At 42.3% G+C, this 13340-nt stretch carries 10 protein-coding genes; 6 read left to right on the forward strand and 4 right to left on the reverse strand.

The window, feature by feature from the left end:
* The first annotated feature begins 376 nt into the window (after positions 1–376).
* Positions 377–1120 (forward strand): AAA family ATPase, encoded by a 744-nt coding sequence (locus ACFQ3S_RS02420; protein ID WP_377160882.1) that lies wholly within the window; start codon positions 377–379, stop codon positions 1118–1120.
* Between the two features lie 77 nt (positions 1121–1197).
* On the opposite strand, the gene ACFQ3S_RS02425 is transcribed toward ACFQ3S_RS02420, so the two are convergent.
* Positions 1198–1455, reverse strand: a complete 258-nt coding sequence (locus ACFQ3S_RS02425; RefSeq protein WP_377160884.1) for a hypothetical protein — start codon at positions 1453–1455, stop codon at positions 1198–1200.
* Between the two features lie 194 nt (positions 1456–1649).
* On the opposite strand from ACFQ3S_RS02425, the gene ACFQ3S_RS02430 reads away from it, so the two are divergent.
* Entirely contained in the window at positions 1650–1946 is a 297-nt protein-coding gene (locus tag ACFQ3S_RS02430) for a hypothetical protein (protein WP_377160885.1), read from the forward strand.
* A gap of 85 nt (positions 1947–2031) precedes the next feature.
* Positions 2032–2715 carry a hypothetical protein gene (locus ACFQ3S_RS02435; RefSeq protein ID WP_377160887.1) on the forward strand — a complete coding sequence of 228 codons (684 nt, stop codon included), beginning with the start codon at positions 2032–2034 and terminating at the stop codon, positions 2713–2715.
* A gap of 159 nt (positions 2716–2874) precedes the next feature.
* Here the strand turns inward: ACFQ3S_RS02435 and ACFQ3S_RS02440 are convergent, their stop codons facing one another.
* From ACFQ3S_RS02440 to spt, 3 genes are all read right to left on the reverse strand, one after another.
* Positions 2875–4197, reverse strand: a complete 1323-nt coding sequence (locus ACFQ3S_RS02440; RefSeq protein ID WP_377160889.1) for an inositol-3-phosphate synthase — start codon at positions 4195–4197, stop codon at positions 2875–2877.
* Positions 4198–4370: 173 nt separating this feature from the next.
* On the reverse strand, positions 4371–5492 hold the full coding sequence (locus ACFQ3S_RS02445; RefSeq protein WP_377160891.1) for a hypothetical protein: 1122 nt from the start codon (positions 5490–5492) through the stop codon (positions 4371–4373).
* Positions 5489–6694, reverse strand: coding sequence for a serine palmitoyltransferase (gene spt / locus ACFQ3S_RS02450; protein ID WP_377160893.1), 1206 nt, complete (start codon positions 6692–6694; stop codon positions 5489–5491). The genes ACFQ3S_RS02445 and spt overlap by 4 nt, the downstream gene beginning before the upstream one ends.
* Before the next feature lie 452 nt (positions 6695–7146).
* On the opposite strand from spt, the gene ACFQ3S_RS02455 reads away from it, so the two are divergent.
* From ACFQ3S_RS02455 to ACFQ3S_RS02465, 3 genes are all read left to right on the forward strand, one after another.
* Complete coding sequence (locus ACFQ3S_RS02455; protein WP_377160895.1) at positions 7147–8502, forward strand: TolC family protein; 1356 nt, start codon at positions 7147–7149, stop codon at positions 8500–8502.
* A gap of 13 nt (positions 8503–8515) precedes the next feature.
* Complete coding sequence (locus ACFQ3S_RS02460) at positions 8516–9730, forward strand: efflux RND transporter periplasmic adaptor subunit (protein ID WP_377160897.1); 1215 nt, start codon at positions 8516–8518, stop codon at positions 9728–9730.
* Between the two features lie 97 nt (positions 9731–9827).
* Positions 9828–13028 (forward strand): efflux RND transporter permease subunit, encoded by a 3201-nt coding sequence (locus ACFQ3S_RS02465; RefSeq protein ID WP_377160899.1) that lies wholly within the window; start codon positions 9828–9830, stop codon positions 13026–13028.
* The last annotated feature ends 312 nt before the right edge of the window (positions 13029–13340 follow it).

Below are 13340 nucleotides of genomic sequence, written 5' to 3' on the forward strand. Positions count from 1 at the left end.
CAATAAAACAACGAATAACTTTTTGATATGATATTTATAATACATTATATTTATTATCCATCGGTACAAACTTATAAGCATCAGCTACAGAAATATTATAAATTATCAGTTTTGCGCTTTTTTGAAGCATTGATTGTAAATAATTTAACCTAAGATGTTGTTTAATATAATATGTTACGTAAATTATGAGCTAATTAGTTTGCACTATGCAACAAAAATAAATAATTAGATGACACTACTTGTTTATGAAAAGTAAAAATTAATCAATTGATTAACTTTATTGGCGATTACAAAATATATTCACATTATATAGCACACGTTACTGTAATGTATGCTGAAATAAAGTTTGATGGTTAAATTCAGATAAAGTAGCGAAATGATATCGAAGGGTGAGTTAAAAGAGGTGTATTTTAAAAATGACGGTGTTGATTTAAACGCTTATCCATTTTCGCTGCGGTTTTTCAAGCATCAGGAGAGGCTCAAAGTTCACCCAAAGGTCACCTATTTTACAGGGGAGAACGGCACCGGAAAATCAACCTTATTAGAGGCTATTGCCGTGGCATCGGGTTTTAACCCCGAAGGTGGCTCCATTAATTTTAATTTCAATACCCGTCAATCGCACTCTCCGTTACATCAACATATCGGCACATCCAGAGGCGTACACCGCCATACCGACGGCTTCTTTTTGCGAAGTGAAAGCTTTTTTAATATGGCTACAGAAATTGAAAATTTGGATGCGGAGCCAGGTGGTAGTAAAATTATAGACTGTTATGGTGGCGTTTCATTGCACGAGCAATCGCATGGCGAATCCTTTTGGTCACTATTTACACACCGGTTTTCGGGTAACGGTTTTTATATTTTGGATGAGCCCGAATCGGCTTTATCACCTTCCAAACAAATGGCTATGCTCTTGAGGATGCACGAACTTTTAGATGACAATTCGCAGTTTATTATTGCCACGCACTCGCCTATATTGATGGCCTGCCCTGATGCTTTAATTTATGAGTTTAGTAATGAAGGGATGAAAGTAAAAAGCTATGAGCAAACACAGTTATTTCAAACCTATAACGATTTTTTTAGAAACCCGGCTTATGCGGTAGAGCGGTTGCTGAGGGAGTAGATCAAAAGATTTAAGTGTATATGTTGAAAATAAAAAGCTTTCTATTTTTAGAATCGAAAGCTTTTTATTGTTTATTATTAGGATGGTGGGTTCTCGGCGGGTGCCATTCGTATGATTTTAGGAACCGGGCCACCACAGGTGTTAAGCGACTCCGCATATTCAACAACCTGTTGATAAATTTCAGCGGGTGACCCATAAAACCATGCACCGCCAGAATTATTACATGATGATTCAAAGTAATAATACTCTCCATCATCGCTGCGTGCAAAGGCAGGTGATACTACTGTAGCCATTAAACCAAAGGCTACAAAAAATACAGCTAATTTTTTTTTCATTTGAATAACGATTAGTATTATGCAATATAATATCTAATTTTAAATTAAACAATAATTAATTTTAGATTAATTATTGGCATTCCTTTGCATTTTAACTCTACTCGTATATTCACAATTGAGGGCACTACGATGATAGCATAACCACTTAATAAGCCGAACAACAATACAGACCCTGGTTTGTTGTTCTCCCTACCATGACCCATGATGTTTCACTGATATACCGGTACAAGCAACTCCTAAATGATGTGTTACCCGCTACGTTTACCCAGCCTGTGCGCCACAACCATTGCTTTAACAGGATTGTGTTAGACTGGCTATTTGGCGGTGTATGGTACCATCATCTCAATAGATCTAAAACCGCAATAAACCAGTTAACCGATAAGCAACTGCAAAAAATGATTAGCCGCATGGAACTATGGCTGCAACAGCCCGAAATGCTTTTTCAGGATAACACAAACTCGTTAGCCTGGCGTAAAAAAGCGGCGCAGTAACAACACCAACCACAAGTCCGAAACTTTATGCATGTTAGGGTTGTTAATAATATACTTACAGATAAAAATTTAATATTTACCGATCATGAAGTTTTTTAATCATAAACTACTTTTAACAGCGATTATAATGGTGTACACGTTTACTGCGGGTGCCCAGGATATGGGCCAGGTTTTTATGGATAACGCGGCCGCCACACAACAGGCTTATATGACTTCGCATATTAACGGTCTTATATTAAAGAACGTTATAAAAGGGGGTAAAAGCACAGCTGAAAGCCATTTAACATATAATCCTTCATTAAAGATACGTAACCAGGTGATAGACCGTATGGCTGCAAAAATGAAATCGAACAGCAGTAACATAGTTGCTTTAAAACAATACGATTTTAATAAAATATTTACCGGAATAACGGCGCCTTACCATTTACAATATAACGATGCGGCCGATATTGTTACCGCCTACCAGGTGTTAAACTGGATGATAGCTAACAACGCTGCCGACCCTAAGCCAACGGCGGTGAACGCAGTAAAAAGTTCAACCATTTTGGCGTTACAACAAAACAGGGAAATAGCTCAAGATGCCGGTAACCGGGCCATGCTGGGCGAAGAAATGAAGATCTTATTTGTTATGCTTCACGCCGGATGGCAGGAAGCGAAAAAAACCGGAAAGGTTGCCAATTACAGTACTACTTTAGCGCAGCAATATCAGCAACAATTTAAGCAGGACCTGCGTAGCTTGAGGTTGGATGATAAGGGACTGCATTTGTAAGCGTTGGTCGAAAATTATTGAAATGTAGAACAGAACCGAGTAGTGGCTTGTGGTTAAAACCCCTCCCTGCCCTCCCCAAGGAGGGAACTGTCACGCAGTAAATAACAAAAAAGCCGTCTCAAAAAATGAGGCGGCTTCCATATATCAGTTAAACTAAAATTACATGGCGTCAACCACATCCTGGTAGTAATCTAAGCCCAGGTGGGTGATCAGATCTTCGCCCATCATGTGGCGCAGGGTGTTTTGTAACTTGGTTAATTGTTTAAATATATCGTGCTCTGCTGGTAAACCAGGTGCAGTTTGAGGCGATTTTAAGTAGAATGACAACCATTCCTGAATGCCGCTCATGCCTGCACGTTTAGCTAAATCGCTAAACAAGGCCAAATCTAAAGCAACTGGTGCAGCTAAAATCGAATCGCGGCAGAGGAAGTTGATCTTGATTTGCATTTTGTAGCCTAACCAACCAAAAATATCGATGTTATCCCAGCTTTCTTTGCTATCACCGTGTGGAGGGTAGTAGTTGATTCGTACTTTGTGGTACATATCGCCATACAAATCGGGGTTAGCTTCCGGTTGAAAAATTTCTTCCAATACGCTTAATTTCGATACTTCCTTAGTTTTAAAGTTATCAGGATCGTCTAACACATAACCATCGCGGTTACCTAAAATGTTGGTACTAAACCAGCCGTTAACTCCTAATGCGCGGGCAGCCAAACCTGGGGCAACAATAGTTTTCATTAAGGTTTGACCCGTTTTAAAATCTTTACCTGCAATAGGGGTTTCGGTGTATTTAGCCAATTCCACCATAGCAGGAATGTCTACGGTTAAATTAGGAGCACCATTTACAAACGGGACACCTAATTTTAATGCGGCATAAGCATATAGCATACTTGGAGCTATCAGTTTATCATCGGCGGCTAAACCTGCTTCAAAAGCTACAATATTCTGGTGAACTTCCGATTCTTCAAAGTAAATTTCGGTAGAACCACACCACAATACCACAACACGATCTAAACCGTTTTTTTCCTGGAAGTTTTTAATGTCTTCCATCAGCTCGTTAGCCATTTGTAAACGGGTACCGGTTTTAACATGTGTACCATCTAAGTTTTTAGCATAGTTTTTATCAAACGCGGCTTTCATTGGTACAATGGCTTCTAACTCGGCTTTAACAGAGTTTAACAAGCCCGGCTCTAATACTGCAGCGTTAACGGCTGCTTCGTACACGTTATCAGCGTACACATCCCATCCACCGAATACAATATCGTTCAAATCGGCCAGGGGTACAAATTCTTTAATTTTGGGGTAGCGGTTTTCGGTTCTTTTACCTAAACGGATATTTCCCATTTGGGTAAGGGCGCCAATGGGTTTCGACAATCCCTTGTTTACTGCTTCAACACCGGCAATTAGGGTAGTAGCAACTGCACCCAATCCCGGAATTAGTATGCCAAGCTTGCCATTAGCAGGTTTAACGTTGTTTTCCATGTTTTGTTGATTTTTCTTCTATCTGTTAATCTAATAAAATGGCAGTGCCATTTATTTTTGTTGTAATGCGGCTTTAGGTTGGTATTGTAAAGCAGCATCAAATGTATTTCAAAAAAGTTTTATCCCTGTAAGCGCTTTGTATATTGTATGAACATATAGCTCAAATAATGCGGTTAAGCTTGTATTGCTTTTTCGTAAATACGGTACTTTTTATAGGGTTGGCCGTTAATAGCCTTAATGGCGTTATTTACCAGGTCATTATGTTCTAACGTCCAAGATGCTTCGGCGTATTTTAAGTTTTTGCGTCGGTATTCTTTAATAATGGTACCATATAAACAGGCTTCAATACCTTGCTTGCGGTAGCCGTCAATAACCCCCAATATCATAATACGGATGCCCTGAATCTTCTTTTTACCTAACAAGATCTTAAAAATACCGGTGGGCAGTAAGCGGCCTCTTTTCACTTTAATTAAAACTTCGTTGAGGTTGGGGATGGCTAACCCAACGCCTACAATTTTACCTTCCTGCTCGGCAATCACACAAAAATCGGGATCGAGCAGCATCTTCAGGTCTTTAGCCAGGTAGTCGAACTCCTTTTTATTCATAGGCACCGAAAGCGTATTATGCTCCCATGCCGAGTTGTAAACCGAGGCAATGGCATCGGCTTCTTCCTGAAACTTTTTCATGTTGATCTTGCGGATCACAATTTTGTTGCGCTGCAAACGCGTTTGCAAAACTTCCAGCAAGCGTAACGATTTATCGTCGTAGCCTTCGGCACCAAAACTGAAAGCAATTAGGTCTACCTTTTTAGTTAAACCGGCATTTTCAATCAGGTGGGCGTAATAAGGCGCGTTATAGGTCATCATCACCATAGGCGGCGAATCAAAACCTTGTATCAGCAAGCCACAGGTTTCATTGGTAGAAAAATTAACCGGACCTATCATCGTGCTTACCTTTTTATTAAGCAGCCATTGGGTAGCCGTATTAAAAAGTGCTATTGCAACCTCAGTTTCGTTAATACAATCAAAAAAGCCAAAAAAGCCATCATTGGCTTTATTAAATTCGTTGTGGGTATTATTGAGTATGGCAGTAATACGGCCAACAAGCTGCTTGCCTTTGTAGGCTAAAAAGCATTGCAGGCTGTTATGTTCGTGAAAGGGGTGGGTAGTGAGCAGATCGCGCTGGGCGATAAACAGTTCCGGTACATAATTTGGATCATTTTTGTACAAATCATGTGGAAAGTCAATGAAAGCGGCAAGTTCTTTTTTAGAACTTACCGCAATTATCTTGATCATATTTTTTCTTTAACGGTAGTTACGCCTACCTCTTTAAATACTTTTGCAATTTTATCAACAGCTTCGTCTATTTGAGCAAAAGTATGCGTTGCCATTAACGAGAAGCGAAGTAAAGACGAATCGGAAGGCACTGCAGGTGATACCACAGGGTTAACAAATACACCGGCATCCTGCAGGTATTTGGTCACCATAAAGGTTTTGGCGTTATCGCGTACGTATATAGGCAATATCGGGCTTTCGGTTGGGCCAAGGTCAAAGCCTTCTTCAAGCAGTAATTTCATGGCGTAATTGGTATTGTCCCATAATTTTTCAATACGTTCCGGCTCGCTTTCAATAATATCGAGTGCGGCAAGTACGCTGGCTGCTGATGCCGGTGTCATACTGGCACTAAACATCAACGAACGGGCACGATGCTTTAAATAGTCAATTGTTGTAGCATCGCTGGCAACAAAGCCGCCTAATGATGCAAATGACTTACTGAAAGTTCCACCTATAATATCCACATCATCGGTCATGCCAAAATGGGAAGCTGTACCGGCACCTTTGTGGCCAATAACACCTAAGCTATGTGCATCATCAACCATAATGTTGGCTCCGTACTGGTCGGCAATGGCGGCAAGCTCCGGTAGCTTAACAATATCGCCTTCCATGCTAAATACACCATCAACGGCAATTAATTTAACTGCTTCTTCGGGCAGCATGGCAAGTTTCCTGGCCAAGTCCTGCATATCATTATGCGCGTATTTAATAACCTTTGAAAATGATAACCGGCATCCATCAATAATAGAGGCGTGGTCATACTCGTCAAGTATTAAATAATCATTACGGCCGGTTAGGCATGATAATACGCCTAAATTAACCTGGAAACCGGTACTGAAAAGTACGGCAGCTTCTTTGCCTACATAGGCAGCTAATCTGTTCTCTAATTCTATGTGTATATCAAGTGTTCCGTTCAAAAACCTTGAACCGGCACAACCTGTACCATATTGATTTGTTGCCCTGTTAGAAGCTTCTTTGATTTTAGGATGGTTGGTTAAACCTAAATAAGAGTTAGAACCAAACATCAGCACCCGTTGTCCATCAATAATTACTTCAGTATCCTGTCCAGAAGTGATTGGTCTGAAAAACGGGTACAAACCCATCTTTCGGATGTCATCGGCATCTGTAAACTGAGCAATTTTATCATGTAGTTTTTTACGCATGTATTAACCCTGCTTAAATTTTTTGTAAAAATACCAATCATAAAGTTTAAAATTTATACTTGATATGTAAAATTTTAAAATAATGTGGTTAACTTAATATTAACTAAAGTTTATTATATCGGTATTGCACTTTATAATCTATCCGGCAAAGTAATCAAAAATTTTATAATTCACTATCACAGAATTTTAAAAAGTGATAAAAATGCTAAACTTTTTAACACTGAGTGTAATTGCATCTCAATGTAAAATTTTTGTGCAATCAAGCCGTTTCTTTACTAAAACCGCAAGTTTGTCCCTCATCAAATTCTAATTTACGAAAAACTTATATTTATTACTTACGTTCTGTAGGTGTTCATGGATGTTATTTTATGAAAAACATTAATCGATATTGCTTTCTAATTTTTTCTTTGTTTATCTCGCAAACGGTTTTTGCACAAACAACCAGGGATTCATTGAGTGCTTCTTTAACACTTCAGCAGTGTATTGACTATGCCTTGCGCAATCAACCTGCGGTACGCCAGGCTAATATTGATGAAGATATTAACGAGCGCGATATAGGTATTAGCCTATCGGCATGGTTACCTCAAATCAATTCATCAGGTAGTTATCAGCGTTACCTTCAAAGAGCCACTATTGGAGCCGGAACCGGTACTACTGGTGGCACAGGCACCGGCGGAACAGGCACCGGCGGTACAGGTACGGGTGGTACGGGTACAGGCACCGGCGGTACAGGTACGGGTGGTACGGCCGGAGGAATTCAGCAAGCTAATTTAGCCCTGGCCAATAACGTTTCGTCATTAGGTTTGCAAGCCAGCCAGGTGTTATACAATAACGATGTGTGGCAAGCTTCCAAGGCCTCTAAGTATTCCCGCCAATACTATAAAAAAAATACACAAAGTGCTAAAATTGATGTCGTATCTAACGTAAGCAAGGCATTTTATGATGTACTGCTATCGCAACGTCAGCTGGATATCATCAATGGAGACATCGCCCGTTTGCAACGCAATTTAAAGGATGCCAATTCGCGCTATACAGCCGGTGTTACCGATAAAATAGATGCCAAACAAGCTACTATCGGTTTAAATAATTCTTTGGCTACGCGCAAGCAATTACAGGAAAGCGTGAATAGCCGCGTTGCTTATTTAAAGCAGCTCATGGGTTATTATCCGCAAAAACCGTTGAACGTAATATATGATTCTACCCGCTTACAGCGTGAAATAGCTGTAGATACCAATCAAAACCTTAACGTAAATAACCGCATTGAATACAGCTTGCTGCAAACACAAAAGAATTTGCAGAACGTTAATGTGAGTTATTACAAATACGGTTTTCTTCCATCACTTTCGGCTGTAGGCTCATATAATGTATTGTACTTTAATGATCAGTTTTCTAACCTGTACAGCAACGCCTATCCAACATCGCTGGTTGGCCTGAGTATTGCCCTGCCTATATTTCAGGGCGGGCGGCGTTTAAAGAACCTAAGTAAGGCCCGCTTGCAGGTTGAACGTGTTGACCTCGATTTGGAAAATACACGAAATGCTATCAATACTGAATACACACAAGCGTTGGCTAACTATAAAAGTAACCTGAGCAACTATCGCTTTTTGGGGCAAAACGTAGAGCTGGCGCGCGATGTTTACAAAGTGGTAAGCCTGCAATACAGGGAAGGTATTAAAACCTACCTGGATCTTATTGTAGCGCAAACCGATTTGCGTACCGCAGAGCTTAATTATTACACCGCCTTGTTCCAGGTACTATCCAGTAAAATTGATTTGCAAAGAGCATTAGGTACTTTACCGGTACAATAACCATAAAACATTTATGAAAACAATATATACCTTATCAGCCGTTCCGTTAGCCATGTTATTGTGGGCCGGCTGCAAAAGCAAAGAAGATAAAAGTGCAGCCGCTGCCGGCCCGCCGCCTACCTCGGTGAGTGTTGCCGAAGCCAAAGTGGTTAATGCTACTTATTACGATCAATACCAGGCCACCGTGGTAGCGCTAAGCAGCGTTGAACTCCGTGCGCAGGTTACCGGTTTTATAACCGCAATTAACTTTAAAGAAGGGGAAGTGGTACCTAAAGGTAAAATACTTTATGAGATAGACCGCCGCAACTTTGAGGCTGCTTACCAGCAGGCCAAAGCTAACCTTTCGAGCGCCCAGGCTAACCTGGTTCGCGCACAGAAAGATGCAGACCGTTATGCATTTTTGCTGAAGCAAGATGCGGTAGCCCGTCAAACATACGACCAATCGGTAGCTACTTTGGCTACAAACCAAGCTCAGGTAGAATCGGCCAGGGCAGGGGTTACTACGGCTCTAACTAACCTTTCTTATTCACAGATCAGGGCACCGTTTACCGGACGTATAGGTATTTCGCAGGTAAGGCTGGGTGCGCAGGTAACACCAGGTACAACGCTGTTAAATACCATATCGAGCGAAAACCCTATTGGTGCCGATATAACTATCAACGAACAAAATGTTGACCGCTTTTACAAATTGCAACGCAAAACAACCGACAGTACTTTTCGCTTAAAGTTGAGCAGCGGCGGTATGTATAACCAGGTAGGCCGCATTTACGCTATAGATCGTGGTGTTAACAGTTTAACAGGTACGGTTAAAGTAAGGGTTAAGTTCAGTAATCCGCAAGATAGCTTGCGCGATGGCATGAGCGCGGTATTAAACGTACTCAACGATGAATCGGGCGATAGGGTGCAGATCCCATATAAAGCAGTAACCGAGCAAATGGGTGAGTACTTTGTATTTGTTACCCGTGATACAGTTGCCGCGCCGCCTCAGGGCAAAGATGAAAAGGCTGCTCCGCAAAACAAACGCGATACCATAGCCCAGCAACGTAAAATTACCTTAGGCCCCCGTATTAGCGATAAAGTAGTGATTATGACCGGCCTAAAAGAAGGGGAAAAAGTGATAACTGATGGCTTTCAGCGTTTAAAAGATGGGGGTAAGGTTACTTTAGGTGCGGCACCGGCACAAGGCGGTGCGGCTGGAGGCAAACCAGCCGAAAAACCTAAACAATAAGCCACTCCCAAACCCTCCCCGGGAGGGAGGGCTATAAATATTTATTAAAGTCTCCCCTCCCGGGGGAGATTTAGAGGGGGCTAAAAAGATTATTATTATGATCGCAGATGTATTTATAAAACGGCCTGTTACTGCTATTGTCATCTCCTTAGTGATTGTAATAGTAGGTATATTGGCTATAATGAGCCTGCCCATTGGGCAATACCCTGATATTACACCGCCAACCGTACAGGTTACGGGTAACTATACCGGGGCCGATGCCTTAACGGTAGAGCAAACCGTTGCCACACCTGTAGAGGTACAGGTTAACGGTACACCAGGCATGACCTACCTGCAAAGTAACAGTACCGGTAACGGCCAAATGAGCATGACGGTAAACTTTGAAGTAGGTACCGACATTAATATTGCCGCCCTGGATGTGCAAAACCGGGTAAGCATAGCGCAGCCAACCTTACCGCAAGAAGTACAGCGTTTGGGTTTAACCGTACGTAAGCGTAACCCGAGTATATTGATGCTGGTAGCCATTTACGCCCCGAAAGGAACGCATGATGTTACTTATATTGACAACTATACCAACGTTTTTGTACGCGACGCACTATTGCGTACCAAAGGTGTGGGCGACGTGTTTACCCGTGCCGATGACTTTAGTATGCGTATTTGGCTGAAGCCCGATAAACTGGCCTCGTACGGCATGACCGCTGCCGATGTAACCGGTGCTTTGCAAGAACAAAACGTACAGGTAGCAGCCGGTACCGTAGGTGCGCCCCCACAGCTTAACGGACAAACTTTTGAGTACACCGTACTTACCAAGGGCCGTTTGGTGAAGCCCGAAGAATTTGAAAATGTTATTGTACGCACCCAGCCGGCCACTGGTGCACTGGTACATTTAAAAGATGTAGCACGCGTAGAGTTGGGTAAGTTTAACTATAGTGGTAACTCATTTGTTGATGGCAAAAGGGCATCTTACCTGCTGGTTTACCAGGCGCCAAATAGTAACTCGCTCGAAACAGCCGAAGGGGTTTATGCTACCATGGAAACCTTGAAAAAGACTTTCCCGGCCGATGTGGATTATATAGTTCCATTTGAATCGGTAACGGTGGTAAAGGTATCGGTAGAGGAAGTTATACATACTTTGGTGGAAGCCTTAGCGCTGGTAATTATCGTGGTATTCCTGTTTTTGCAGAGCTGGAGAGCAACATTGATCCCCGTACTGGCTATCCCGGTATCTATTATAGGTACGTTCATCTTCTTTATTCCGTTGCATTTTACTATTAATACACTAACCTTGTTTGGTTTCGTACTGGCTATTGGTATAGTGGTGGATGATGCCATTGTGGTGGTGGAAGCCGTGCAGCATTATATGGATGAAGAGGGTATGTCGCCGCGGGAGGCTACCGAGCATGCCATGCGCGATATATCGGCACCGGTAATAGCTATCGCCTTAATTTTGGCGGCAGTGTTTGTACCTGTAGGCTTTGTGCCGGGTATTGTGGGCAGGTTGTATCAGCAGTTTGCTATCACCATCGCTATTTCGGTTTTAATATCGGCTTTTGTGGCTTTGTCCTTAACACCGGCACTGTGTACCATCTTATTAAAGCCTCACAAAATAGATGAAAACTCTACCGGTTGGCTGGATAGGTTTTTCCATAAATTTAACGTTTGGTTTGGCAAGGTTACCAATCGCTATGGTAACGGGGTAGATAAAAGCATAAAGGCATTTAAACTGGTGATCATATTATTGGTTTGCGTTATTGTAGGAACCGTACTGCTATTTAAAGGTAAACCGTCCGGGTTTTTACCTATTGAAGATGAAGGCCGGATCTTTGTTACGTTCGATTTGCCTGAAGGCTCGTCATCACAACGAACGGTTGATATGCTTAAACGGGTTATGGGTACGCTGGATAGCATACCGGGTGTTGGGCATTATGCAGGTTTGGGCGGTTTAAATGCGGTTAACTTTGCTACCAAATCAAACAGTGCTACCGTTTTTGTGCAGCTGAAACCCTGGGACGAACGTAAAGGCGATGGTGAAAATGCGGCCGGAATTGTTGCTAAAATGCAGCAACGACTGGCAAAATACAAAGAAGCGAGTGTGGTAGTTATTCAACCACCAGCCATACCGGGTTTGGGTAACACCGCAGGTTTCTCGTTTATATTAGAAGAAAAACAAGCAGGTGGTGATATTAAGGTGTTTGAAAAAACATTGCAGGGCTTTATTGCTGCTTTGAGTAAACGCCCCGAAATTGCAAGATCGTTCTCTTTCTTCACTGCCCGTACGCCCGCCTACCAGTTAATAGTTGACCGCGAAAAGGCGAAACGTTTGGGTATTCAAATTTCTGATATTAATAATGCAATTCAAACTTATCTGGGTAGCGCGTACATTAACGATTTCACCACTTATGGACGTAATTTTAGGGTAGTTGCCCAGGCCGATACCGCGTACCGAACCAGTATTCAGAACCTGGGGCAGTATTTTGTGCGTAACTCTACCGGTACTATGGTGCCGTTAAGTACGTTAACTTCATACAAAGTAATTGAAAATGCGCCATTGATCTCGCACTACAACTTGTTTCGTTCTGCCGAAATTAACGGTAGTCCTAACGCCGGTTATAGTAGCGGCGACGCTATTAAGGCTTTGGAGGAAACCGCGGCACAGTATTTACCCGAAGGTTATGGTTACGAGTTTTCGGGCCTGAGCCGCGAGGAAATGTTATCGGGTTCTAAAACAGTGTATATTTTTGCCTTATCAATAGGTTTTGTGTTCCTATTTTTAGCCGCTTTGTACGAAAGCTGGTCGGTACCGTTTTCGGTACTGTTAGCCGTACCGTTGGGCGCGTTCGGGGCCATCTTGTTTTTAACATTTTTACCAAGTTTGAACAATAACGTTTACGCACAAATAGGTTTAATTACGCTCATCGGGCTTTCGGCCAAGAACGCGATTTTGATCGTAGAGTTTGCCAAGGAACGGGTAGATGCCGGGCATGAACTGGAACAGGCCGTGCTGGAAGCGGTAAGGCTGAGGTTAAGGCCCATCATTATGACCTCGCTGGCCTTTATATTAGGTGTGGTACCGTTGCTGTTTTCGGCAGGTGCAGGCGCCGAGGCGCGTAAAACTATTGGCTGGACAGTGTTTGGCGGTATGTTAGCTGCTACATCCATGGCTATATTTATTGTACCGGTATTGTATTATCTCATTACTAAGTTTGCTTACGGTAAAGAGAAACTGGCCGAACTGCAAAAAAATAAGGAAGACCGTGACAGCAAGGATGGAGAAACGCCAGCCGTTCATGGGGCTTGATCTTAAATGAAATTTACTGTAAGCGCCATTGCAAGCCTGCAATGGCGCTTTTTTTATGTGCTTTAATTTGAATGTTATCCATCAGGGTGTTCACGCTTCAAGGCAAACATATATTATGGGCGATTGCCCTTACCTGAGCGTGGACACCTCAACAGGTGAAAATAATTAACCATTATGCCGATGAATGTCGGCATCGCATTTAAAATGGCCAGCACTGGTATGGTCTATGGCTTATTGCGTGCGATACCGATATTCATCGGCATAACTGGGCATAGCTCAGGTAAGTTTGCGTAAGGGATTGGCGCGGATACC

Origin of the sequence: Mucilaginibacter terrae, from assembly GCF_042679325.1 — a bacterium.
Taxonomy (GTDB): Bacteria; Bacteroidota; Bacteroidia; order Sphingobacteriales; family Sphingobacteriaceae; genus Mucilaginibacter; species Mucilaginibacter terrae.

Bases quoted from the DNA above. Each gene is read 5' to 3' on its own strand.
- ACFQ3S_RS02420 (WP_377160882.1), top strand. From the start codon at position 377: ATGATATCGAAGGGTGAGTTAAAAGAGGTGTATTTTAAAAATGACGGT.
- ACFQ3S_RS02425 (WP_377160884.1), bottom strand. From the start codon at position 1,455: ATGAAAAAAAAATTAGCTGTATTTTTTGTAGCCTTTGGTTTAATGGCT.
- ACFQ3S_RS02430 (WP_377160885.1), top strand. From the start codon at position 1,650: ATGACCCATGATGTTTCACTGATATACCGGTACAAGCAACTCCTAAAT.
- ACFQ3S_RS02435 (WP_377160887.1), top strand. From the start codon at position 2,032: ATGAAGTTTTTTAATCATAAACTACTTTTAACAGCGATTATAATGGTG.
- ACFQ3S_RS02440 (WP_377160889.1), bottom strand. From the start codon at position 4,197: ATGGAAAACAACGTTAAACCTGCTAATGGCAAGCTTGGCATACTAATT.
- ACFQ3S_RS02445 (WP_377160891.1), bottom strand. From the start codon at position 5,492: ATGATCAAGATAATTGCGGTAAGTTCTAAAAAAGAACTTGCCGCTTTC.
- spt (WP_377160893.1), bottom strand. From the start codon at position 6,694: ATGCGTAAAAAACTACATGATAAAATTGCTCAGTTTACAGATGCCGAT.
- ACFQ3S_RS02460 (WP_377160897.1), top strand. From the start codon at position 8,516: ATGAAAACAATATATACCTTATCAGCCGTTCCGTTAGCCATGTTATTG.
- ACFQ3S_RS02465 (WP_377160899.1), top strand. From the start codon at position 9,828: ATGATCGCAGATGTATTTATAAAACGGCCTGTTACTGCTATTGTCATC.